The organism is Streptococcus sp. KHUD_018, assembly GCF_054861215.1.
Window position 1 is genome coordinate 575,595 of sequence record NZ_CM142176.1, and the last position, 24,946, is coordinate 600,540.

The window sequence follows — 24,946 nt, forward strand, 5'->3', positions numbered from 1 at the left end:
CCTTTCTTTGAACTTGTTTGCTTAGATATTTCTTGATAAAATAGACACATGACAAGATATAAAGCAATCATTTCTTATGATGGCTATGCCTTTGCTGGTTTTCAGCGTCAGCCCCATGCGCGGAGCGTTCAGGAGGAAATCGAAAAAACCTTAACGAGACTGAATAAAGGACAGGCTATCACTGTTCACGGTGCTGGTAGGACGGATAGTGGGGTTCATGCCCTTGGTCAGGTTATTCATTTTGATCTACCTTATCAGATGGATGAGGAGAAGCTTCGTTTTGCCCTGGATACCCAATCTCCTGAAGATATCGATGTAATCTCGATGGAGCTTGTGGCAGATGACTTTCATTGCCGTTACGCCAAGCATAGCAAGACCTATGAGTTTATCGTGGATAGGGGCCGTCCTAAAAATCCTATGCGCCGTCACTATGCCACTCACTTTCCTTATCCGCTCGAGGTGGAACGGATGCAGATGGCAATCAAAAAGCTAGAAGGAACCCATGATTTTACCGGCTTTACAGCTTCTGGGACCAGTGTAGAGGATAAGGTTCGCACCATCACAGAAGCGAGTCTTAGGGTGGATGAGACAGGCCAGTTTTTGACCTTTACCTTTTCAGGAAATGGTTTCTTGTATAAGCAGATTCGTAATATGGTGGGAACTCTTCTCAAAATCGGCAATAACCGCATGTCAGTTGAGCAGATTGACCTGATTTTGGAGAAAAAAGACAGGCAGCTTGCAGGTCCAACGGCAGCACCAAATGGCTTGTATTTAAAGGAGATTCGTTATGAAGAATAATCGTATTTTAGCACTTTCTGGAAATGATATTTTTAGTGGTGGAGGTTTGTCAGCTGATTTGGCGACCTACACCTTGAATGGCTTGCATGGTTTTGTAGCGGTGACTTGCTTGACAGCCTTGACAGAAAAGGGGTTTGAAGTCTTTCCTACGGATGATGTCATTTTTCAACATGAGTTGGATAGTTTGCTTGATGTGGACTTTGCAGGGATTAAGATTGGTCTTCTCCCTACTGTCAGTGTGGCTGAGAAGGCATTGGACTTTATCAAGCAACGTCCGGGAGTGCCTGTGGTATTGGACCCAGTTTTGGTCTGCAAGGAGACGCACGATGTGGCTGTTAGTGAACTCTGTCAAGAGTTGATTCGCTTTTTCCCTCATGTGAGTGTGATTACGCCTAATCTCCCAGAAGCAGAATTGCTAGCAGATCAAGAGATTAAAAACTTGGAAGACATGAAAACAGTAGCACAAAAATTGCATGATTTGGGCGCGCCAGCGATTGTTATCAAGGGAGGCAATCGTCTCAGTCAGGACAAGGCAGTAGATGTCTTTTATGACGGAAAAAACTTTACGATTTTAGAAAATCCCGTTATCCAAGGACAAAATGCTGGTGCAGGTTGTACCTTTGCCTCAAGCATTACCAGTCACTTGGTAAAAGGGGATGAACTTTTAACAGCAGTAGAGAGCTCTAAAGCTTTCGTTTACCGTGCCATTGCACAAGCAGATCAATATGGAGTAAGACAATATGAAGCAAACCAAAACAACTAAAATCGCCCTTGTATCTCTTTTGACAGCCCTTTCTGTGGTTCTAGGTTATTTCTTAAAAATCCCAACACCAACAGGCATTCTAACTCTCTTAGATGCGGGTGTCTTCTTTGCAGCCTTCTACTTTGGTAGTCGTGAAGGGGCTGTCGTTGGAGGACTAGCAGGTTTCTTGATTGACCTCTTATCAGGCTATCCACAGTGGATGTTCTTTAGCTTGGTAAACCATGGCTTGCAGGGATTTTTCGCAGGATTTAAAGGGAAATCTCAGTGGCTAGGCCTTATCTTAGCAACTATTGTCATGGTAGGAGGCTACGCCTTGGGTTCAACTTTGATGAATGGCTGGGCGGCAGCCCTACCAGAAATCCTACCAAACTTCCTGCAAAATATCGTGGGAATGGTTGTAGGGTTTGTGCTTAGTCAGAGTATTAAGAAAATTAAGTAAAGCGGCTGGAGAAAAGTTCTAAAAATCAGAAAAACGCATAATATCAGTTGTTGAAAAACCTTGATATTATGCGTTTTATTGTGGGAAGATTTTCGAAGAATATTAATCAAAATAAAGCAAGTCTTTGCTGGTGCTTGTGAAGAGGTCAAAGCCATCCTTGGTAACAACACCGCAGTCTTCGATACGGACACCGACTTTGCCAGGGATATAGATACCTGGTTCAACAGAGAAGCACATGCCTTCTTCAATGACCATGTCATTTCCTTCCATGATAGATGGGAATTCGTGGACATCCATACCGATACCGTGACCGAGACGATGGTTGAAGTACTCACCATAACCAGCTTTTTCAATGACTTCACGGGCAGCGCGGTCCACTTCATGGGCAGTCACACCTGGCTTGATAAAGTCAAGAGCAGCTTGTTGGGCTTCAAGGGTCAAGTTGTAGATATCTTTTTTGAATTGGTCTGGTTTGCCGACAGCGACCGTACGAGTCATATCTGAGGCGTAGCCATTAACCATAACACCGAGGTCAAAGAGGAGAAGAGCATCATTTTCAACCTTGTTAGCTGCTGGAATGCCGTGTGGATTTGCAGCGTTATCGCCAGTCAAGACCATGGTATCAAAGCTCATTTCATAGCCTTCACGTTTCATGGCAAAGTCAATTTGGGCAATGATGTCTGTTTCTGTTTTATCAAGAGAAATGTTGTCAAAACCAACTTTGACAGCTTTATCAGCATAGAGACCTGCAACCATCATTTTTTGCACTTCGTCAGCTGATTTGATGAGGCGCATGCGTTGGATACGAGGAGTGAGGTTTTCAAACTCAGCAGTTTCAAAGACTGATTTTAAGCCATGATATTTGGTTAAGATGAGATTGTCAAACTCAACAGCGACATATTTGAAGTCGAGCTGAGGCAAAGCGTTTTTGATTTTTTGCCATGGATTTTCAGAATCTACATAACCCACAACTGGGAAGGAAACAGTGTTGCTTGCACGTTCTACTTCAAGAGCTGGGACAAAGAGGAGAGGTTCCTGATCCGCTAGGACAAAGAGGAACATTTGGCGTTCATGGGGATCACTGTAAAAGCCAGTGAGGTAATTGATAGTGACGGGGTCAGATACGACAGCGACGTCTAGTTTTTCTGATTCAAGATATGTTACGATTTGTTGTAATTTAGACATATGCTACCTTCTTTCTACCCCTCTATTTTGGCAAAAAAAGAGAGAAAATGCAAGAGAGAAGGGTAAAAGAGCAGGCAAAAAGAACTCCGAAAAGATAGTGGAGTTCTTTGATATAGCTTTCATTTCTTTAAGAAAAGTCTGCCTTGCTTTTCACGTCGCTGTATTCTTCAGCGATTTCTTGGCTGAGGATGTCCTCATAGGCAGGGAGTTGGATATCCTGACCGTATTTTTTCCGGAGGGCAGTAGTGACTAGGCGATAAGCTAGATTGGCATTGCGAGAGAGGATAGGTCCGTGGAAGTAGGAACCAAAGACATTCTTATAATGAACCCCTTCGCCGACCTTTTCTTCATTGTTTCCATTTCCATAGACAACCTGTCCCAGTGGTTTTTGGTCATCTGAGAGGAAGGTACGGCCTTGGTGATTTTCAAATCCATAGTAGGTTTCATCGAATTCTTCATTGTGAATCTTAATATCACCGATGAAGCGGTTATTGGTTTGGTTGAGGGTATAATGTCCCATGACACCAAGCCCTTCGATGCGTCTTCCAGAAGCCTCAATATAGTATTGCCCCAACAACTGGAAGCCGCCGCAGATTGCAAGAACCACACCGTCCTTTTGGATGTAGTTGTCAATGCTTTCTTTTTTAGCAGGAAGGTCTCCAGCGATAATACTTTGTTCAAAGTCTTGGCCTCCACCGAAAAAGGCGATATCGTAGTGATTTTCGTCAAAGTCATCATGGAGAGAAACGATGTCAACCGTCACATGAGCCCCCAGCTTTTCAGCTACATACTTGAGCATGAGGATGTTTCCATTGTCCCCATAGGTATTCATGAGATTTCCATAGAGGTGGGCGATGTTGAGCTGATAAGGGTAGTTGCAAGCTTTTGAGGAAAGTGAAGTATAAACCATTAGTTCATCTCCTTTCTAACAATCTGACGACTAGCCAGCAGTTCGCGGAATTCAAGCATAGCAGTATAGGTTGCTAGGATATAAGCATGCTTGCAGTCTTGGTTCTCAATGGTTTTGAGAACCTGCTCCAGATTGCTTGTCTCAGTGATTTTATCAGCTGGATAGCCTGTCACCCGTAGACGACGAGCGATTTCAGAATGACGAACACCGCCAGCATTGATTTCAGGGATATCCATATCAGTGATTTGTTCAAAGTCCGCATCCCAGATCCAGCTAGTGTCAATTCCGTCTGCATAGTTAGCATTGAGGAGGACAGATAGACTAAATGGATAAGGTGCTAGTTTAATCATCTCGATAGCTTGGGTTGCACCGACTGGGTTTTTAATCAAGACGAGAGTACATTCCTTGTCGCCGATATGGAAGGTTTCCTGGCGTCCAAAGACAGCACGGCTCTTGTCAAATCCTTGCTTGATCCGTTGCGAATCTGCGCCAAGGTGACGAGCAATGGCAACCGCAGCAAGGGCATTGTAGATATTATAGAGTCCACCGATTTGAATACTGTATTCTTGTCCGTCGATGACAAAGCGAGAACGATTGTTGGTCAACTCAACTAGTTCTGTCAAGCGATAGTCGAGATTAGGACGTTTGCAACCACAATTTTCACAGATATAGGCCCCCAAGTTAGCATAGGTATTGAGTTCATATTTGAGGATGCCTTGACAGTCAGGGCAGAGGATTCCTTCGGTATTGTAGTGAGCTAGTTTGGCTGGTCCTTTTTCCAAGTCAAAACCAAAATACTGTACAGGATTTGGAATAGCTGGCTTGTAGAAAAGTGGACTGTCACCATTGAGGAGAACAGTAGCCGTAGGCACCTTACGGATAGCATCCAAAATCATGTTATAAGTTGTGTAAATCTCACCGTAGCGGTCCATCTGGTCACGGAAAATATTAGTGATGACAAAAAGGCTAGGCTGGATATAGTCACAGATACGAGATAGGCTGGCTTCGTCGATTTCGAGGACGGCAATATTTTTCCCAGTTTTAGAAGATTTGGCGGTCAAGAAGGTTGTTGTAATCCCCGTAATCATGTTGGCACCACTAGGATTGGTCAGAACCTGACCATAAACCTCTTTTAAAATGCCAACAGTGAGAGCAGTTGTCAGGGTTTTTCCATTGGTTCCAGTAACCACGACAATCTCGTAGTTTTTAGCTAGATGTTGTAAAATATCTTTATCAAATTGAAGGGCAAGTTTTCCTGGGAGCGTACTTCCACGGCCGAGACGGCTCAAGATGAAGTGAGATGAACGTCCAGCTAGGAGGCCCAAAGTAGTTTTTAATTTCATGTTTCTATTATATCATACTGCGCCCAGCAGTCCAATAACTAAAGTAACCTCTAAGATCAACTAAAGAAGTAACCTTAGAAGTGCTTTTTAGGTTCTGATTAAACCAAACCAATCAAATACAATATCTTTGGATTTGATAACTTTGGCAACTTTAAGAAATAAATCTTTCTCACTCTGAATATAAGAAAGGAGAGGACATCAATTATCCTCTACAGGTTTTAAAATTTCATTAATCCATTATAACTGACAAAGATACCTAACTTTTGGGATTTAGATCATTTTTTGGAAAGTCTCTTTTATAATAAATTACGAATTTTTTCTTTTATAAATGCGTTAAGAGGATAGTGTTTATCAAGATATTCTAGGAGTGCCTGAGCAGATTCAGAAATTCGTTCGTAACCTTGCAAGAAGTGAGGCAATTGTTTGGCCTCATTTGGATAACCTTTTTCAAATCTTCTGTTGCTGTTAAAAATATCTATAAAATCAGATTTAGAAGTTTTTTCCAAATTGATTAGTTCGGTCCAAAGCTTGACGGATCTGTTTTGAATGAAATCATAAGCAGCCAATTTTTCGCCTCGTTGATAGCGACCTAGTCCTATATATAGATTGCATAAAATTTCTCCCAACAGCCATTCACGGTCTCTATTTTCTTTTGATGGCAATCTTTGTGGCTGGCAGATTGTTTCATCAAAACCGACCTCCTTCCAGACAATCTTGCCTTCAGCGAAGGGAATGTTTACTAGTTCATGAGCTTCAAAGATAGCAAATTCACAAAAAACATCATCTTCAAATAGAACTTTATGTCCGTCCACTGTATTTTGGTAGTGAAATGCAATTGGTTCTAGATTACTTAACCAAGTTAGATCCTGTATATAGGCCTGCTTGTAGCCATCTTTTACAATAACAAAAAAATCCAAATCTGAGTATTGATCCAATCGGTCTCTTTCTACTCCGCAAGAACCAAGTGCCAGCAAAGCTAGTGCTTGTCTAGAATCTTTTAGAGACTGACCAATATCATCTAGTCTTTGTAACAGTAATTCTGTTTTATTCATAATCGTTACCTCATTATTTCTTGTTTACAGACATTATATAGTTAATGTTTTCGAAAGTCAATTTCATCCCATACCAAATATATACTAATGTAATATGGGATTTCTTTCGATATTTTTTACAATGATAAAGTTTAAACATTTTGCAGGGTATTGCTCATATTATCAAGAATGAAGAAATTTGAAGTATCCTTTGATTGATTAGAAAGTGATTCTTATCTTTAAAAAGATTAAATAATTTAGAAAATATTTAAGAAGAAAAAATATATCGACTTAACCATCAATTTGCAAACGGTAAAACCTTTCCACAAACGATGAAAATACACATACGACCCACGCAAAGAGTGGATAATTTACTAATTAGGCATGAAACAATCATTGCAATATATACTTTTTAAATTACCCATAAAACGATGAGCTGAAGCGAGTTATTCAAAGTCATATGTATTGCTGATATTTGAAAGAGTGACCTGAGACCCAATATATAATTAGGACTGCTAAGTAAAGTTTGGACATTATATCATAAAAGAGAGAAAAGACAGATTTGAGATTTCGCAGAAACAAAAACAGCCCGATGAGGGCTGTGAGTGATTAGTTCTGAAACCAAGTTGCGATTGGGAAGTCATTTTGCTTCAGTTCCAGTTTTGTTTTGGTTAGAAGTTGGCCATTTTCTAAGGAATACAATAACAAATGTTGATTGGTTACGACCAATACCTTGTTTGTCAAACTTGTATCGATGTGTATTATCTCTTCGGTAGAGTCAGGCAAATCTTTTCTAACATTGATTAGATAGCTAGATTCATCAGAGAGATTGACAATAGATAAGGCACAGCGATCATTTCCATCCGCCTCATGTTTTACAATCAAACGATCTTCTTTCGGTGTTTTATAAAGAAGATTGGGATTGTCCTCAGGTAGCGTGATGAAGTGCTTTTCCTTACTAGACAAGTTCATGACAAGTATGCGATTGTCTGGATCCTTAGAAAAGGTTTCTGTATTTCGAGTATAAGCAACGCTACTGTAATAATTGTCACCGATTAATTCAGAAGAAGTCAACATTTCAACGATCTTTCCTTCGCTTGTCAGAGGTGTGCGAGACAATTCTTTTAGTTGATCATTTTCGTCCAATTCAACTAAATAAGCATCAAACACTAAAGCGGGTCGTTGACGGGACTCATCATGAAATCCCAGACCGAGGTAGAGGCGATTCCCTCTTCCGTGAAACTGGATCGGAAAGGAGGTGGATTCGGAGAATGTTTTTTGAGTAATCAGCTTTCCAGAGATGTCAAACATACTGAGCACCCCATCCTCAGTTGTAGTTTGGCCTGTGTAGAAGAACTTGTCTGATACTCCAGCTCCTGAATAAGCATAGAAAGGAGTTGAAGTTTTCCGGATGTCCCCTGTCTGAAAGTCAAGGGATACGATGTTCTGAGTGGATGCCTTCCCTCTGGTATTTCCAGATGAAAAGACGAGATAGCGATTGTCAAACCGTCCCTGAGGAAACCAGAAATTGACATCTTCTGCAATAGAAACGTCCTCGGTCTTTACGAGTTGAAACTGATCGTTTTGCAACTCATAACTTTGAATGGATTTCGAATTAACAAGGTAAAAATCAGCAGTCTGATTGACTGTGAATCGCTGTTTTTGAGGTGAAATCAAGCGAAAAAGTACCCAGCAAAGTAGGAGAAAAATGAAGACTATACTGACACAGAAAACCAGTGTTTTCATAGCCGTACTTTTTCCTTTGTATAGGAAGGAAAAAGGAGAGTGTTTTGGTGATTTAACTTGCTTTCCCATGTGACTAGCCTCCTTTTTGAACAGAAAATGAAGACAACATCCTACACTTATATTATAAGCTTTTACAGCTAAAAGCACAAATAATCTTGCAAGGAAACTATGGACTGGATAGAAAAAGACAAGCACCAAAATGGATGCTTGTCTTGTGGAGAATATCTGAAATTTTAAATCGCAAACAAGTCATTCAAGTTCTCAGCCAAGGTTGGGTGAGTGAAGATTTGTTTTGTGAAGTAAGTGTAAGGAATCTTGTTGTCCATGGCAACAGTGATGATGTTAATGATTTCTTGAGAACCTTCTGAGAAGATGCTTGCTCCAAGAATTTCTTTTGTTTCAGTGTTAACAACAGCTTTGAAAGCTCCTCGAAGGTCTCCATTTACGTGACCACGAGGCATTGCTGCAACAGGAATTTCCTTCACAGCGTATGGAAGTTTCAAATCAGCTGCTTGGCTTTCCGTCAAACCAACTTGTGAAAGAGCTGGTGTGATGAACATGGTGTTTGGTACATTGAGACGGTCTTCAAGTGTGTAGCTGCCATCTCCAGCAAGGTAGCTGTAGACAACACGGAAGTCATCAAGTGAGATGTAGGTAAATTGAGGTCCACCGTTGACGTCTCCAACTGCAAAGACACCAGGAACGTTTGTTTGACAATGTTTGTCGATCTTGATAGCACCACGCTCTGTTAGTTCAATATCGGTATTCTCAAGTTGAAGTGGTTCTACGTTTGGCTTACGTCCAGTTGCGTAGAGAAGGGCGTCGAAACGGTAAGTTTCGTTTTCAGTTACGACGAGAACTTGGTCACCGTCGTTTTTGATTTCAGTAGTACGGATGTTTTGAAGCAATTCAATACCGTCTTCTTCCATGTATTGTTTAGCAAGAACTGCGATGGAAGGTTCTGCACGAGGTAGGAAAGTATCCAAGGCATCTAGGACTGTAACTTTGCTTCCAAGTTTGTTGTAAAGACCTGCAAATTCAAGACCGATATTTCCACCACCAAGTACTCCAAGTTTTTCAGGCAATTTATCCAAATCTTGGATACCTGTCGAGTCAAAGACATTCTTACTTGTAGCAAGTCCTGGAATTGGCAAGACGTTTGAAACAGCACCAGTATTGATAACGATAGTTTCAGCAGTGAGTTCTTGTTTTTCATCACCTGCTTGGATTTCGATGACCTTGTTTGAAAGGAAGTGAGCTTCCGCATCAAAGATATCCACACCTGTACCAGCAACAGTAGCATAGTTTTTACCATTGAGGCGGCTCGTAATTGTATTTTTTGTTGACATAACTTCGTCAAATGACAAGTCCTTTTCTGCGGCAACTAACAAGGTTTTAGTTGGAATACAACCGATGTTGATACAAGTTCCACCGTACATAGCTTTGCTACGTTCAACGAGAGCAACTTTTTTGCCAGCTGAAGCCAATTTACCAGCTAGTGTCTTCCCAGCTTTACCAAATCCAATAACGATTAAATCATATGTTAACATTTATAGTCCTCCTATTCGAATTTCATTCTAGCACAAGAAAAAAACTTTTGCACAAATCTGCTACGGGAAATGAAGTGAGCTTGAAATGCTCCCTTCAAATTCTTTGATAAACAACTTTCATGCCACTTTACTGCTAGAAAATCGTTTACATGATTTTCCTAATGGATTCTACTATCTTTTGCCCCGCTCTTGTGTTATACTAGATAGGTTGCAAAGAAACTCGTACTTTTCTTTCGTGGAAAAGAAGCAACACGGTATCTCGTTTTTTAAGAAGATACATCATGAAAAGAAAAGTATATGCTAAGCGCTATAGGGTGGCTTCGCACCACCTTTAGAAAGAAGAAAAACGTGAAATTTAATGAATTTAACTTGTCTGCTGATTTGCTAGCAGAGATTGAAAAAGCTGGATTTGTAGAAGCAAGTCCCATCCAAGAACAGACCATTCCTTTGGCTCTCGAAGGAAAAGACGTTATCGGTCAAGCTCAGACTGGTACAGGGAAAACCGCAGCCTTTGGCTTGCCAACCCTTGAAAAAATCCGTACAGAAGAAGCGACCATCCAAGCCTTGGTTATCGCTCCAACTCGTGAACTCGCTGTCCAAAGCCAAGAAGAACTCTTCCGCTTTGGCCGTAGCAAAGGAGTGAAAGTTCGCTCAGTTTACGGTGGTTCCAGCATTGAAAAACAAATCAAGGCCCTTAAATCTGGTGCCCACATCGTGGTAGGAACACCAGGCCGTCTCTTGGACTTGATTAAACGCAAGGCCTTGAAATTACAAGATATTGAAACCCTGATCCTTGACGAAGCGGACGAAATGCTCAACATGGGCTTCCTTGAAGACATTGAAGCCATCATTTCCCGTGTCCCTGAAAATCGTCAAACCTTGCTCTTTTCAGCAACCATGCCAGATGCTATCAAACGTATCGGTGTTCAGTTTATGAAAGACCCTGAGCATGTCAAGATTGCTGCCAAGGAATTGACAACAGAGCTGGTTGATCAGTACTATATCCGTGTCAAGGAACAAGAGAAATTTGATACTATGACACGTCTTATGGATGTGGAACAACCTGAGCTTGCTATTGTATTTGGTCGTACCAAACGCCGTGTAGATGAATTGACTCGTGGACTTAAGATCCGTGGCTTCCGTGCAGAAGGAATTCATGGTGACTTAGACCAAAATAAACGTCTTCGTGTCCTTCGTGATTTTAAAAATGGGAATCTTGATGTTCTAGTTGCGACTGATGTGGCAGCACGTGGTTTGGATATCTCAGGTGTGACCCATGTCTACAACTACGATATTCCACAAGATCCTGAAAGTTATGTTCACCGTATCGGTCGTACAGGTCGTGCTGGTAAGTCAGGTCAATCTATTACTTTCGTAGCACCAAATGAAATGGGCTACCTTCAAATCATCGAAACCTTGACTAAGAAACGCATGAAAGGCTTGAAACCAGCAACAGCAGAAGAAGCCTTCCAAGCTAAGAAACAAGTAGCGCTCAAGAAAATCGAACGAGACTTCGCAGACGAAGCCATTCGTGGGAACTTTGAGAAATTTGCTAAAGATGCTCGTAAGTTAGCAGCCGAATTTAGTCCAGAAGAATTGGCTATGTATATCTTGAGTCTGACTGTCCAAGATCCAGACAGCCTTCCTGAAGTGGAGATTGCGCGTGAAAAACCACTGCCATTTAAACCATCAGGTAATGGATTCGGTGGCAAAGGTAAGGGAAGTCGTGGAGGCCGTCATGGAGACGACCGTCGAGACCGTGATCGCCGTGGTGGTCGCCGTGATGATTTCAAAAAAGGCAGTCGTGGAAATGATCGTTTTGATAAAGACAGACGTTACCGTAATAAAGACAATAAAAAACCTCGCAACACTTCAAGCGAAAAGAAGACCGGCTTTGTTATTCGTAACAAAGGAGACAAATAGAAAAAAGCGATTCACACTGTGAATCGCTTTTATATATAAGGAGACCGATAGTAAAAGAAGATGGTGATAGTAAAGGATAGGTGAAACGGAAAGGGATTTATCATGTCATCTTCTTATAATGTTATAATATCAAAAATAAAATAGGATGTCAATAAAAAAATCGCTTTTTTTTCTAAAATATTTTTGCTGTTCAAAATTGCAATTAAATAAGCAATTTTCAGATAATTATTGAAATAAAGACTTTTCTATGTTATAATGGAAGCGATTATATGCGAGGTAAAAAATGGCACATTTATTAGAAAAAACAAGAAAAATCACGTCTATTCTAAAGCGCTCTGAGGAGCAACTTCAAGATGAACTTCCTTACAATGCGATCACACGCCAGTTAGCTGATATTATTGACTGTAACGCTTGTATTGTGAATAACAAGGGACGTCTCTTGGGCTACTTTATGCGTTATAAGACCAATAATGACCGTGTAGAACAATTCTTCCAAACCAAAACCTTCCCTGACGTCTATGTACAAGGGGCAAACATGATTTATGACACGGAAGCCAATCTTCCTGTTGAACATGATTTGACCATTTTCCCTGTGGAGAGCCGTGCGGACTTTCCAGATGGTTTGACGACCATCGCTCCGATTCATGTATCAGGGATTCGCCTAGGTTCGTTGATTATTTGGCGCAATGATAAGAAGTTTGAAGATGAAGATTTGATCCTTGTCGAGATTGCGAGCACGGTTGTGGGAATTCAACTATTGAACTTCCAACGCGAAGAAGACGAGAAAAATATTCGCCGTCGTACGGCTGTTACCATGGCGGTCAACACCCTTTCCTATTCAGAACTGCGTGCCGTATCAGCTATTTTAGCTGAACTGGATGGAAATGAAGGGCAGCTGACGGCATCAGTTATTGCAGACCGTATTGGCATTACACGCTCAGTGATTGTCAATGCGCTTCGTAAATTGGAGTCTGCGGGAATTATTGAGAGTCGCTCATTAGGAATGAAGGGGACTTATCTCAAAGTTCTAATTGGTGATATTTTTGAGGAAGTGAAAAAGAGGGACTACTAATGGCAAAAGCTTTAATCTCGATTGACTATACAGAGGATTTCGTAGCAGATCATGGAAAGCTAACTGCTGGAGCACCTGCTCAAGCAATATCAAAAGCCATTGATCAGGCAACCAGATTAGCTTTCGATCGTGGAGACTATGTCTTTTTCACCATTGATGCTCATGAGGAGAAGGATACATTCCACCCAGAAAGCAAGCTCTTTCCACCACACAACATCATCGGAACTAGTGGGCGTAACCTTTATGGCCCCCTAGCTGATTTTTATGCTGAGCATGAGGCGGATAGTCGCGTCTTTTGGATGGACAAGCGTCACTATTCAGCATTTTCAGGAACGGACTTAGATATCCGTTTGCGGGAACGTCGGGTTGATACTGTTATCTTAACAGGTGTTTTGACGGATATTTGTGTTCTTCATACGGCTATTGATGCCTATAATTTAGGTTATCAAATCGAGATTGTCAAGCCTGCAGTTGCCTCTATTTGGCCAGAAAATCATCAGTTTGCTCTTGGGCATTTTAAGAACACATTGGGAGCAAAATTACTGGATGAAAACCTTGCTGAAATTGAACTATAAGCCTGTTGGAAAAATGAAAAAAATCTGAAAAAAGTGTTGACAAAGATTTTGAAAGTTGATATACTAGTAAAGTAATCGACGCGGGGATGGCGGAATTGGCAGACGCGCAGGACTAAGGATCCTGTGACCGCTTTAGGTCGTGAGGGTTCAAGTCCCTCTCTCCGCATAGGATAAGAGTTAGCTTCGGCTAGCTTTTTTTGTTTTTACAAAGAAGACTAGAGGCTACGTTTCCTATATCGAAAAATATTGGTATCAAGAACTGTTCATTGTATCAGAACATTTAAACTGAGTTTTCCAATTCATTCTATCAAGAATATCCTCAAAAACTAGTCAGAAAATGAAGAACTTAGGAGATGAAAAAATACTAATCAGAAAGATGTGCCTATCATTTTTAAAACGAAGTAGATTTTTGATTGGTACTATTTATCCTTATATAAGAAGGAAAGTTAGCGTTTGCTAGCTTTTTTGTTTTTTTCAAAAAGATAAATCAAAAAATTTTTTCGATTTCATAAACATTTCATATTTGGATTTTATAATAGTCTTACAAATATGGAGGTGACAAATGAATCCAATCCAAAGAGCTTGGGCTTATGTCAGCAGAAAACGACTGAGAAGTTTTATTTTATTTCTGATTTTATTTGTCCTTTTAGCAGGAATTTCAGCCTGTTTGACTCTGATGAAGTCCAACAAAACAGTAGAAAGCAATCTTTACAGATCTCTTAATACCTCTTTTTCTATTAAGAAGATAGAAAACGGTCAGACCTTCAAGTTATCGGACCTAGCATCAGTTAGCAAGATTAAGGGACTGGAAAATGTCTCTCCTGAACTCGAGACGGTCGCAAAACTAAAAGACAAGGAAGCAGTGAGTGGTGAGCAGAGCGTAGAACGTGATGACTTGTCAGCTGCGGACAAGAATTTGGTTAGCTTAACGGCTCTCGAGGATTCATCCAAGGATGTCACCTTTACCAGTTCGGCTTTCAATCTAAAAGAAGGGCGACACCTTCAAAAAGGGGACTCCAAGAAAATCCTTATCCATGAAGAGTTAGCCAAGAAGAATGGTCTTTCGCTTCATGACAAGATTCGCTTGGATGCTGGTCAGTCCGAAGCTGGAAAGGGGCAAACAGTTGATTTTGAAATTGTCGGCATCTTTTCTGGTAAAAAACAAGAAAAGTTCACAGGCTTGTCTTCCGACTTCAGTGAAAACCAGGTCTTTACAGACTATGAAAGCAGCCAAACCCTTCTGGGAAATGGTGAACCGCAGGTCAGTGCAGCGCGCTTCTATGTAGAAAATCCTAAGGAAATGGACGGACTCATGAAGCAGGTGGAAAACTTGGCTTTAGAAAGTCAAGGTTACCAAGTTGAGAAGGAAAACAAGGCCTTTGAACAAATAAAAGACTCAGTTGCAACCTTCCAAACCTTCCTCACCATCTTCCTTTATGGGATGTTGATAGCAGGAGCAGGAGCCTTAATTTTGGTCTTGTCCCTCTGGTTGAGAGAAAGGGTCTACGAAGTGGGGATTCTACTCGCACTTGGAAAAAGCAAGATCTCAATCTTCCTCCAATTCTGTTTAGAAGTAGTGTTGGTATCTCTTGGAGCTTTGCTTCCAGCATTTGTTGCAGGAAATGCCATCACATCCTATCTACTCCAAACTGTACTAGCCAGTGGAGATCAGGCAAGCTTACAAGACACGCTGGCCAAAGCAAGTGGTCTATCAACCAGTCTCCTATCCTTTGCAGAATCCTATGTCTTTCTGCTCCTGATTGGTTGCTTATCAGTAGCCCTTTGTTTCGTATTTCTATTTAGAAAATCGCCGAAAGAAATTTTATCATCTATTAGTTAATACTCTTCGAAAATCTCTTTAAACCGTGTCAGTCTTATCTGCAACCTCAAAGCTGTGCTTTGAGCAACCTGCGGTTAGCTTTCTAGTTTAATCTTTGATTTTCATTGAGTATAAGAAGGAGAAATCATGACTTTATTACAATTGCAAGATGTTACCTACCGTTATAAGAACACTGCTGAAGCAGTTTTATATCAGATCAAGTATAATTTTGAACCCGGAAAATTTTATAGTATCATTGGTGAGTCAGGAGCAGGAAAATCCACTCTCTTGTCCCTACTGGCTGGTCTAGATAGTCCTGTTGAAGGTTCTATCCTTTTCCAAGGAGAGGACATTCGGAACAAGGGGTATTCATACCATCGCATGCACCATATTTCCCTGGTCTTTCAAAATTATAACTTGATAGATTATCTTTCTCCGCTGGAAAATATCCGCTTGGTCAACAAAAAAGCAAGCAAGGATACACTTCTTGAGCTTGGTTTGGATGAAAGTCAGATCAAGCGGAACGTTCTCCAGTTATCAGGTGGTCAACAGCAACGTGTAGCCATCGCTCGCAGTTTAGTCTCAGAAGCTCCAGTTATTCTAGCTGATGAGCCAACAGGAAATCTGGACCCTAAAACTGCTGGAGATATTATCGAACTGCTCAAATCACTTGCCCAGAAAACAGGTAAATGTGTGATCGTCGTCACCCACAGTAAGGAAGTGGCGCAAGCATCAGATATTACACTTGAATTGAAGAATAAGAAACTGACTGAAACTCGCAACAATACAAAATAAGATGAGCTTGTTTTGATAGAATTATGAAATCAAATCTAGAAAGGGAACCTATGTTACACAACGCATTTGCCTATGTTACAAGGAAGTTTTTCAAATCGATTGTTATCTTCCTGATTATTCTCCTCATGGCGAGCTTGAGTTTGGTCGGCTTGTCGATCAAGGGAGCTACTGCCAAGGCTTCTCAGGAGACCTTTAAAAATATCACCAATAGCTTCTCCATGCAAATCAATCGTCGCGTCAATCAAGGAACGCCACGTGGTTCTGGGAATATCAAGGGTGAGGATATCAAAAAAATCACCGAAAATAAGGCCATCGAGTCTTATGTTAAACGCATCAACGCTATCGGAGATTTGACTGGATACGACCTCATCGAAACGCCAGAAACCAAGAAAAATCTCACTGCAGACCGTGCCAAACGGTTTGGAAGCAGTTTGATGATTACAGGTGTCAATGACTCATCTAAAGAAGATAAATTTGTCTCTGGCTCATATAAGCTGGTTGAAGGTGAGCACCTAACCAACGACGACAAGGACAAGATTCTCATGCACAAGGACTTGGCAGCCAAACACGGTTGGAAAGTCGGAGATAAGGTCAAATTGGACTCTAATGTCTATGATGCAGACAATGAAAAAGGTGCCAAGGAAACAGTCGAAGTGACAATCAAGGGGCTCTTTGATGGTCACAATAAGTCAGCAGTAACCTATTCACAAGAACTCTATGAAAATACAGCTATCACAGACATTCACACAGCTGCAAAACTTTATGGATACACAGAAGACACAGCTATTTATGGGGACGCAACCTTCTTTGTAACAGCAGACAAGAACTTGGATGACGTCATGAAAGAGTTGAATGGTATCAGCGGTATCAACTGGAAGAGCTACACACTTGTGAAGAGCTCCTCTAACTACCCAGCTCTTGAGCAATCCATCTCTGGTATGTACAAGATGGCCAACCTCCTCTTCTGGGGTAGCTTGAGCTTCTCAGTCCTTCTCCTTGCACTCTTGCTTAGTCTTTGGATCAACGCCCGTCGCAAGGAAGTGGGAATCCTCCTCTCTATCGGTCTCAAGCAGGCAAGTATCTTGGGGCAATTCATCACCGAATCGATCCTGATTGCCATTCCTGCTCTTGTTTCGGCTTACTTCCTAGCCAACTACACAGCTCGTGCCATCGGAAACACTGTTCTTGCCAATGTCACTTCAGGTGTTGCCAAGCAAGCCAGCAAGGCTGCTCAAGCCTCTAATCTTGGTGGTGGTGCAGAAGTAGACGGCTTTAGTAAGACCTTGTCGAGCTTAGATATTTCTATTCAGACATCAGACTTTATCATCGTCTTTGTCCTTGCTCTGGTTCTAGTGGTTCTCGTTATGGCGCTTGCCTCAAGCAATCTCCTCAGAAAACAACCAAAAGAACTCTTGCTCGATAGCGAATAAAAAACTTGCTACCTATTCTCCCCTAAATGGGGTATAATATAGGTAGCATTTTTATCTATTTCATCTTGATAAGGACTCTTCCTATCAGGATGAAACAGAGAAGATTTACAAGAAATTTAAAGGAATGTGAAACGTTTTTTCTATGAAAATTTTAATTGTAGAAGATGAAGAGATGATCCGTGAGGGAATCAGTGACTATTTGACGGATTGTGGTTATGAAACCATTGAGGCAGCAGATGGACAAGAAGCTCTGGAAAAATTTTCCAGCTATGAAGTTGCTCTAGTACTACTGGATATCCAGATGCCCAAGCTTAATGGCCTAGAAGTCCTAGCGGAGATTCGTAAGACCAGTCAGGTTCCTGTCTTGATGCTGACCGCCTTTCAGGATGAGGAATACAAGATGAGCGCCTTCGCTTCTCTAGCAGACGGTTATCTGGAAAAGCCCTTTTCTCTCTCCCTTTTAAAAGTAAGGGTGGACGCGATTTTCAAGCGCTACTACGATACAGGACGAGTCTTCTCTTATAAGGATACCAAGGTGGACTTTGAGAGTTACAGTGCAAGCCTCGCAGGTCAAGAAGTGGCCATTAATGCCAAAGAGTTGGAAATTCTGGACTATCTGGCGAAAAATGAAGGCCGGGCCTTGACTCGTTCTCAGATAATTGATGCGGTCTGGAAGGCGACAGATGAGGTTCCCTTTGACCGTGTCATTGATGTCTATATCAAAGAACTGCGGAAAAAGCTAGACTTGGATTGCATCCTCACTGTGCGCAATGTTGGTTATAAATTGGAGCGAAAATGAAACGAACAGGTTTATTTACAAAGATATTTATCTATACCTTCTCGATTTTTAGTGTTCTGGTTATTTGTCTTCATTTAGCCATTTATTTTCTCTTTCCCCCTACTTATCTGAGCCATCGTCAAGAAACCATTGGCCAGAAAGCGACAGCCATTGCCCAGTCCCTGGATGGAAAAGATAGGCAAAGTATCGAGCAAGTGTTGGATTTGTATTCCCAGACCAGTGATATCAAAGGAGCTGTCAAGGGAGAGATGACCGAGGACAAGTTAGAAGTCAAGGACAACCTTCCTTTAGATACGGACCGCCAGACCACTTCCCTCTTTATTGAGGAGCGTGAGGTGAAAACGCAAGATGGCAGCACTATGACTCTCCAATTTCTAGCTTCAATGGACTTGCAAAAGGAAGCAGAGCAGATTAGTCTCCAGTTTCTTCCCTATACTTTGTTGGCATCCTTTCTGATTTCTCTTTTGGTGGCCTACATCTACGCTCGGACCATTGTTGCCCCGATTTTGGAAATCAAGCGGGTGACCCGTCGGATGATGGAACTAGATGCTCAAGTGCGATTGCGCGTGGATTCCAAGGATGAGATTGGTGATCTTAAGGAACAAATCAATAGCCTTTACCAGCATCTTTTGACTGTCATTGCGGACTTGCATGACAAGAATGAAGCTATTCTCCAGCTGGAGAAGATGAAGGTTGAGTTCCTACGAGGGGCTTCTCATGAATTGAAAACACCTCTGGCCAGCTTGAAAATCCTAATCGAAAATATGAAAGAAAATATCGGTCGTTATAAGGATAGAGACCACTATCTTGGAGTTGCCTTGGGGATTGTGGACGACCTCAGTCGCCACGTTCTCCAGATACTGTCTCTTTCTTCTGTTCAGGAATTGCGAGAGGAGAAGGAGAACATTGACCTAGTCCAGATGACGCAAAGTCTGGTCAAGGATTATGCTTTACTCGCTAAGGAGAGAGAACTTCAGGTAGACATTAGCCTAACCCATCAGCAGGCTTACATAAACCCATCTGTCATGAAATTGATTCTATCGAATCTCATCAGTAATGCTATCAAGCACTCCACTCCAGGTGGCTTGGTTCGTATCGGCGAGAGAGAAGGGGAACTCTTTATCGAGAATAGCTGTAGTCCTGAAGAACAAGAAAAACTGGCCCAGTCTTTTTCTGACAATGCTAGTCGCAAGGCTAAGGGTTCGGGGATGGGGCTCTTTGTGGTCAAAAGTTTATTAGAACATGAGAAATTACCTTATCAATTTGAAATGCAAGATGATCGTTTAACCTTCTTCATGTCTTATCCTAAAGTCGCTCAAGACTAAAAGAAAGAAAGGGTTTACATTGATTGAGTTGGAAGAAATTCAATCTAAAGTATGGGAAAAACTAGCTTTTTTTATCAAAAAGTGATAAAATGAACAATGTAAATGGGATGTCCCAAAAAATATATAGGAGGCCTGACAAATGGCAATCGTTTCAGCAGAAAAATTTGTCCAAGCAGCTCGTGACAACGGTTATGCAGTTGGTGGATTTAACACAAACAACCTTGAGTGGACTCAAGCTATCTTGCGTGCAGCAGAAGCTAAAAAAGCTCCAGTTTTGATCCAAACTTCAATGGGTGCTGCTAAATACATGGGTGGTTACAAAGTTGCTCGCAACTTGATCGCTAACCTTGTTGAGTCAATGGGTATCACTGTACCAGTAGCTATCCACCTTGACCACGGTCACTACGAAGATGCACTTGAGTGTATCGAAGTTGGTTACACTTCAATCATGTTTGACGGTTCACACCTTCCAGTTGAAGAAAACCTTAAATTGGCTAAAGACGTTGTTGAAAAAGCACACGCTAAAGGTATCTCAGTAGAAGCTGAAGTTGGTACTATCGGTGGTGAAGAAGACGGTATCATCGGTAAAGGTGAATTGGCTCCAATCGAAGACGCTAAAGCAATGGTTGCAACTGGTATTGACTTCTTGGCAGCTGGTATCGGTAACATCCACGGTCCTTACCCAGCAAACTGGGAAGGTCTTGACCTTGACCACTTGAAGAAATTGACAGAAGCTCTTCCAGGCTTCCCAATCGTATTGCACGGTGGTTCAGGTATTCCTGATGACCAAATCCAAGCAGCTATCAAACTTGGTGTTGCGAAAGTTAACGTTAACACTGAATGTCAAATCGCATTCGCTAACGCAACTCGTAAATTTGCTCGTGACTACGAAGCAAACGAAGCAGAATACGACAAGAAAAAACTCTTCGACCCACGTAAATTCTTGGCTGACGGTGTAAAAGCTATCCAAGCATCAGTTGAAGAACGTATCGACGTATTCGGTTCAGAAGGTAAAGCATAATCTAGCTGAACAATACAGATAAAACCTGCCTGCGAAGGTGGGTTTTTTGTGTCTGAATATATAGCGAATATACTGTAGAAGAACCAATCTTAAGTTGCTAAAAGGACCTATTTTTTGTACAATAATGCTATGAAAATACTGAAAAAATGGTTTCTTGGCATTCTTAGTTTCATTCTTTTGTTTTTACTCGCTACATTCATCTTTCACCGTATCAGTTTGGAAAAGGAAGAAGCCTCACTGACACCTATGGGGCAACAAGTTCTCGTCAATGGACATCAAATAAATGTTTACGTTGAAGGAGATGGTCTTGAGACTATTGTAGTTCTCTCAGGTGCTGGTATTGCTTCTCCTATATTGGATTTTAAAGAAGTATCGGAATCCTTATCGAAACAGTATAAAGTAGTCATCGTGGAGCGGGCGGGATATGGTTATAGTGATGATAGCAATTATTCAAGAGATGTGATGGAGGTTTTGTCTGAGACTCGCCAAGCTCTTTCGCAAGCAAATATCACAGGGCCGTTTATCATTCTGTCTCATTCCATGGCTAGTCTAGAGAGTTTGGCTTGGCAGGAGAAGTATCCTGATGAAGTGAAAGCCTTGATTGGTTTAGATTGGGCACTGCCGTCAAGTTATGAGAATTTAAAGGATAATCAGGCCTTGCTTACGTTGGCCTATTGTAGCAGTAAGATTGGGTTATTACGTTATTTCCCTGAGTCCTTTTATATAAAAAATCAAACTCTGATCGAAAGTGAACGAAAACAATATAAACTTCTAGCTTATAAGCAGTTGATGTCACAAGCTATGTTTCATGAATCCCAAACGGTAAAGGAAAATGCTAAGAAAGTTACTTCTAGCATCAATCCGAAAATTCCCACCTTATTACTGGTGTCTAACGGTGAAGGTACTAGCTTTAGCCAATCTGAGTGGCAACGTTATGCAGAGAGATTTGCAAGCGACCAGTCTAATGTTCAAGTCGTCTATATGGATGCGCCTCACGACCTCTATCATTATCAAAGTCATGAAATAGTTTCTCAGATTGAAGATTTTTTAAAGAGTAATTGATGGTTTAGAGATCATTTTAATTTTAGACAGATGACAATAATTAAATGCTGAAAGATTAACAGTAGAATCGTGAATTTTTTCGATTAAAAAAATTCTTTTTCTTACCAAAAACCCTGCCCATCGGGCAGGCTTTTTTTGATGTTTTAAGTAAACTACTAAACCAGAATTTTTGTTTAAAAGTATGATTTTAAGAGAGAAATCTCTAATTTCATAATCTATAGGCAAACGCTTGCATTCTAGTTTTTATTGGACTATAATAGGTTGGTATAAATCCTTCTGTAATAATATTGAGAAGGTGTAGAAAGCAAGGATTTAGAATATTTGTAGCCAAAAATACAATGTTGCTATTCCTTGCGACAGGGAGATAGACATGGCAATGATAGAAGTGGAACATCTTCAGAAGAATTTTGTGAAGACAGTAAAGGAACCGGGCTTGAAGGGAGCTTTGCGCTCCTTTATTCATCCTGAAAAACAGACCTTTGAAGCGGTCAAGGATTTGACTTTTGAAGTTCCCAAGGGGCAGATTTTAGGTTTTATCGGGGCAAATGGTGCTGGGAAGTCGACAACCATCAAAATGCTAACAGGGATTTTGAAACCGACATCTGGTTTTTGTCGGATTAACGGCAAGATTCCGCAGGATAATCGCCAAGATTATGTCAAGGATATTGGAGTCGTTTTCGGACAACGTACCCAGCTATGGTGGGATTTGGCTCTGCAAGAGACCTACACGGTTTTGAAGGAGATTTACGATGTGCCAGACTCGCTCTTTCACAAGCGCATGGACTTTTTAAATGAGGTCTTGGATTTGAAGGACTTTATCAAAGACCCCGTGCGCACTCTTTCACTTGGCCAACGGATGCGGGCAGATATTGCGGCTTCCTTGCTCCACAATCCCAAAGTTCTCTTTTTAGATGAGCCGACCATTGGTTTGGACGTTTCGGTCAAGGATAACATTCGTCGCGCTATTACCCAGATCAATCAGGAGGAAGAAACAACCATCCTCTTGACCACTCATGACTTGAGTGATATTGAGCAGCTCTGTGATCGGATTTTCATGATTGACAAGGGGCAGGAGATTTTTGATGGAACGGTGAGTCAGCTCAAGGAAACCTTTGGCAAGATGAAGACTCTTTCCTTTGAACTGGTGCCAGGTCAAAGTCATCTCGCTTCTCACTATGAAGGCTTGCCTGATATGACCATTGATAGACAAGGAAATAGCCTTAATATTGAATTTGATAGTTCCCGCTACCAGTCGGCTGATATTATCAAGCAAACCCTGTCTGATTTTGAAATCCGTGATTTGAAAATGGAGGATACGGATATTGAGGATATTATCCGTCGCTTCTACCGAAAGGAGCTCTAAGATGGTCAAATTTTGGAGACGTTATAAACCCTTTATCAATGCAGGGATTCAGGAGTTGATTAGCTATCGAGTCAATTTTCTTCTCTATCGGATTGGCGATGTCATGGGGGCTTTTGTGGCCTTTTATCTCTGGAAGGCAGTCTTTGATTCCTCGCAAGAGTCCTTGATTCAAGGCTTTAGTATGGCAGATATCACCCTCTACATCATCATGAGTTTTGTGACCAATCTTTTGACCAGGTCAGATAGCTCCTTTATGATTGGGGAGGAGGTCAAGGATGGTTCCATTATCATGCGTTTGTTGCGACCGGTGCATTTTGCGGCCTCTTACCTTTTCACCGAGCTTGGCTCCAAGTGGTTGATTTTTGTCAGCGTCGGGCTTCCTTTCTTGAGTGTGATTGTCTTGATGAAAATCTTATCTGGGCAAGGTATTGTAGAAGTGCTGGGCTTAACTGTCCTTTATCTCTTTAGCTTAGCCCTAGCCTACCTAATCAACTTTTTCTTTAATATCTGCTTTGGATTTTCAGCCTTTGTATTTAAAAATCTATGGGGTTCCAATCTACTCAAGACTTCCATAGTGGCCTTTATGTCTGGAAGTCTGATTCCCTTGACTTTCTTTCCAAAGCTTGTTTCAGATGTTTTGTCCTTCTTGCCTTTTTCATCCTTGATTTACACTCCAGTCATGATCATTGTTGGGAAATACGAAGCTAGTCAGATTCTTCAAGCGCTTTTGCTTCAGTTTTTCTGGCTCTTAGTGATGGTGGGCTTGTCTCAGCTGATTTGGAAACGAGTCCAGTCCTTCATCACCATTCAAGGAGGTTAGTATGAAAAAATATCAACGCATGCACCTGATTTTTATCAGACAATACATCAAGCAAATCATGGAATACAAGGTTGATTTTGTGGTGGGCGTGTTAGGAGTTTTTCTGACTCAAGGCCTGAACCTCTTGTTTCTCAATGTCATCTTTCAACATATTCCATCCCTAGAAGGTTGGACCTTTCAAGAAATTGCATTTATTTATGGTTTCTCCTTGATTCCCAAGGGATTGGATCATCTCTTTTTTGACAATCTCTGGGCGCTAGGGCAACGCTTGGTGCGAAAAGGTGAGTTTGATAAGTATCTGACTCGTCCTATCAATCCGCTCTTCCACATCCTAGTCGAGACCTTTCAGATTGATGCCTTGGGCGAGCTCTTGGTCGGTGGCATTTTACTAGGGACAACAGTATCAAGCATTGCTTGGACTCTTCCCAAATTCCTGCTTTTCCTAGTCTGTATTCCTTTTGCGACCTTAATCTATACTTCCTTGAAAATCGCGACTGCCAGTATCGCTTTTTGGACCAAGCAGTCAGGCGCCATGATTTACATTTTTTATATGTTTAATGACTTTGCCAAGTATCCGATTTCCATTTATAATTCGCTTCTTCGTTGGTTGATTAGCTTTATCGTGCCTTTCGCCTTTACGGCCTACTATCCTGCCAGCTATTTCTTGCAGGACAAAGACGGGCTCTTTAACATTGGTGGGTTGATGTTGATTTCCCTTGTTTTCTTTGTTATTTCTTTAAAACTCTGGGATAGGGGCTTGGATGCCTACGAAAGTGCGGGTTCGTAAGAGATAAGATAGGATGAGAGTTAAAAATTAAATATGTTACAAACAACCGTTGAAAATTATAGCGGTTGTTTTTGCATGTTTATTAAGGCATAAATTCTATCCATACCCCTTTTTGCGATTTTGGTAGTTATTCCAGTTAATTGCTACTATTTTTGATGGTGTGAATGTGCTGATAATGTATCCCAGTTAACTACGAAAGTTTTGGGTTTATATTTTTTAATGTACATTAAAAAAAAAATTAATGCGTGTTAATTTTTCTTGACTTAAAATTTTTTAATTGATATACTATTTTTCAGAGAGCTAACAATTATATATAAATGTACTACTCTATCCCACTAGATAATACGTCATAAAACTTTTTATAACAAAGGCTAGCAAGGTTAAAGTTTT

The 24,946-nt window shown here is 41.1% G+C and carries 22 protein-coding genes and 1 tRNA gene; 17 read left to right on the top strand and 6 right to left on the bottom strand.

The window, feature by feature from the left end; translation table 11 throughout:
* The first annotated feature begins 48 nt into the window (after positions 1-48).
* The 3 genes from truA to ACVBD2_RS02940 are packed head-to-tail and all read left to right on the top strand — an operon-like array spanning position 49 to position 2,000.
* Positions 49-798 carry a tRNA pseudouridine(38-40) synthase TruA gene (gene truA / locus ACVBD2_RS02930; RefSeq protein WP_461686073.1) on the top strand — a complete coding sequence of 250 codons (750 nt, stop codon included), beginning with the start codon at positions 49-51 and terminating at the stop codon, positions 796-798.
* Entirely contained in the window at positions 788-1,561 is a 774-nt protein-coding gene (locus ACVBD2_RS02935) for a bifunctional hydroxymethylpyrimidine kinase/phosphomethylpyrimidine kinase (protein ID WP_461686074.1), read from the top strand. The genes truA and ACVBD2_RS02935 overlap by 11 nt, the downstream gene beginning before the upstream one ends.
* Positions 1,539-2,000 carry an ECF transporter S component gene (locus tag ACVBD2_RS02940; RefSeq protein ID WP_261085890.1) on the top strand — a complete coding sequence of 154 codons (462 nt, stop codon included), beginning with the start codon at positions 1,539-1,541 and terminating at the stop codon, positions 1,998-2,000. The genes ACVBD2_RS02935 and ACVBD2_RS02940 overlap by 23 nt, the downstream gene beginning before the upstream one ends.
* Before the next feature lie 102 nt (positions 2,001-2,102).
* On the opposite strand, the gene ACVBD2_RS02945 is transcribed toward ACVBD2_RS02940, so the two are convergent.
* The 6 genes from ACVBD2_RS02945 to ACVBD2_RS02970 form a co-directional block, all read right to left on the bottom strand.
* The gene (locus ACVBD2_RS02945) at positions 2,103-3,185 is read right to left on the bottom strand and encodes a M24 family metallopeptidase (RefSeq protein WP_461686075.1); all 1,083 of its coding nucleotides are present in this window, start codon (positions 3,183-3,185) and stop codon (positions 2,103-2,105) included.
* 127 nt (positions 3,186-3,312) lie between these two features.
* The gene (gene gatD, locus ACVBD2_RS02950; RefSeq protein WP_235098126.1) at positions 3,313-4,095 is read right to left on the bottom strand and encodes a lipid II isoglutaminyl synthase subunit GatD; all 783 of its coding nucleotides are present in this window, start codon (positions 4,093-4,095) and stop codon (positions 3,313-3,315) included.
* A complete protein-coding gene (gene murT / locus ACVBD2_RS02955) occupies positions 4,095-5,438 on the bottom strand; it encodes a lipid II isoglutaminyl synthase subunit MurT (RefSeq protein WP_461686076.1) in 1,344 nt (447 codons plus the stop codon). The genes gatD and murT overlap by 1 nt, the downstream gene beginning before the upstream one ends.
* Positions 5,439-5,734: 296 nt before the next feature.
* Positions 5,735-6,490: a hypothetical protein gene (locus ACVBD2_RS02960; RefSeq protein ID WP_461686077.1), complete on the bottom strand. Its 756-nt coding sequence runs from the start codon at positions 6,488-6,490 to the stop codon at positions 5,735-5,737.
* 588 nt (positions 6,491-7,078) lie between these two features.
* Positions 7,079-8,284 carry a hypothetical protein gene (locus tag ACVBD2_RS02965; RefSeq protein WP_461686078.1) on the bottom strand — a complete coding sequence of 402 codons (1,206 nt, stop codon included), beginning with the start codon at positions 8,282-8,284 and terminating at the stop codon, positions 7,079-7,081.
* A gap of 164 nt (positions 8,285-8,448) precedes the next feature.
* Complete coding sequence (locus ACVBD2_RS02970) at positions 8,449-9,765, bottom strand: FAD-containing oxidoreductase (RefSeq protein WP_461686079.1); 1,317 nt, start codon at positions 9,763-9,765, stop codon at positions 8,449-8,451.
* 348 nt (positions 9,766-10,113) lie between these two features.
* Between ACVBD2_RS02970 and ACVBD2_RS02975 the strand changes: the two genes are divergently transcribed.
* From ACVBD2_RS02975 to ACVBD2_RS03040, 14 genes are all read left to right on the top strand, one after another.
* The gene (locus ACVBD2_RS02975; RefSeq protein ID WP_461686080.1) at positions 10,114-11,688 is read left to right on the top strand and encodes a DEAD/DEAH box helicase; all 1,575 of its coding nucleotides are present in this window, start codon (positions 10,114-10,116) and stop codon (positions 11,686-11,688) included.
* Positions 11,689-11,971: 283 nt separating this feature from the next.
* The gene (gene codY, locus ACVBD2_RS02980; RefSeq protein ID WP_000940724.1) at positions 11,972-12,760 is read left to right on the top strand and encodes a GTP-sensing pleiotropic transcriptional regulator CodY; all 789 of its coding nucleotides are present in this window, start codon (positions 11,972-11,974) and stop codon (positions 12,758-12,760) included.
* Positions 12,760-13,335, top strand: a complete 576-nt coding sequence (locus tag ACVBD2_RS02985) for a cysteine hydrolase family protein (protein ID WP_007520431.1) — start codon at positions 12,760-12,762, stop codon at positions 13,333-13,335. Before codY ends, ACVBD2_RS02985 begins: the two co-directional genes overlap by 1 nt.
* 80 nt (positions 13,336-13,415) lie before the next feature.
* Positions 13,416-13,501, top strand: a tRNA-Leu gene (locus ACVBD2_RS02990).
* A 396-nt stretch (positions 13,502-13,897) separates the two neighbouring features.
* A complete protein-coding gene (locus tag ACVBD2_RS02995) occupies positions 13,898-15,175 on the top strand; it encodes an ABC transporter permease (RefSeq protein WP_461686081.1) in 1,278 nt (425 codons plus the stop codon).
* A gap of 126 nt (positions 15,176-15,301) precedes the next feature.
* Positions 15,302-15,949 (top strand): ABC transporter ATP-binding subunit Vex2, encoded by a 648-nt coding sequence (gene vex2, locus ACVBD2_RS03000; protein ID WP_461686082.1) that lies wholly within the window; start codon positions 15,302-15,304, stop codon positions 15,947-15,949.
* A gap of 50 nt (positions 15,950-15,999) precedes the next feature.
* Positions 16,000-17,379 (top strand): ABC transporter permease subunit Vex3, encoded by a 1,380-nt coding sequence (gene vex3 / locus ACVBD2_RS03005; protein ID WP_042902562.1) that lies wholly within the window; start codon positions 16,000-16,002, stop codon positions 17,377-17,379.
* 142 nt (positions 17,380-17,521) lie between these two features.
* A complete protein-coding gene (vncR, locus tag ACVBD2_RS03010) occupies positions 17,522-18,178 on the top strand; it encodes a response regulator transcription factor VncR (protein WP_461686083.1) in 657 nt (218 codons plus the stop codon).
* Positions 18,175-19,503, top strand: coding sequence for a sensor histidine kinase VncS (vncS, locus tag ACVBD2_RS03015; RefSeq protein WP_461686084.1), 1,329 nt, complete (start codon positions 18,175-18,177; stop codon positions 19,501-19,503). Before vncR ends, vncS begins: the two co-directional genes overlap by 4 nt.
* Positions 19,504-19,642: 139 nt before the next feature.
* Positions 19,643-20,524: a class II fructose-bisphosphate aldolase gene (locus tag ACVBD2_RS03020; protein WP_001018995.1), complete on the top strand. Its 882-nt coding sequence runs from the start codon at positions 19,643-19,645 to the stop codon at positions 20,522-20,524.
* 129 nt (positions 20,525-20,653) lie between these two features.
* Positions 20,654-21,586, top strand: a complete 933-nt coding sequence (locus ACVBD2_RS03025; protein WP_193756717.1) for an alpha/beta hydrolase — start codon at positions 20,654-20,656, stop codon at positions 21,584-21,586.
* Positions 21,587-21,956: 370 nt separating this feature from the next.
* Complete coding sequence (locus ACVBD2_RS03030) at positions 21,957-22,949, top strand: ABC transporter ATP-binding protein (RefSeq protein ID WP_049518937.1); 993 nt, start codon at positions 21,957-21,959, stop codon at positions 22,947-22,949.
* A gap of 1 nt (position 22,950) precedes the next feature.
* Positions 22,951-23,769, top strand: a complete 819-nt coding sequence (locus ACVBD2_RS03035) for an ABC transporter permease (RefSeq protein WP_461686085.1) — start codon at positions 22,951-22,953, stop codon at positions 23,767-23,769.
* A 1-nt stretch (position 23,770) separates the two neighbouring features.
* Positions 23,771-24,556 carry an ABC transporter permease gene (locus ACVBD2_RS03040; RefSeq protein WP_125416668.1) on the top strand — a complete coding sequence of 262 codons (786 nt, stop codon included), beginning with the start codon at positions 23,771-23,773 and terminating at the stop codon, positions 24,554-24,556.
* The last annotated feature ends 390 nt before the right edge of the window (positions 24,557-24,946 follow it).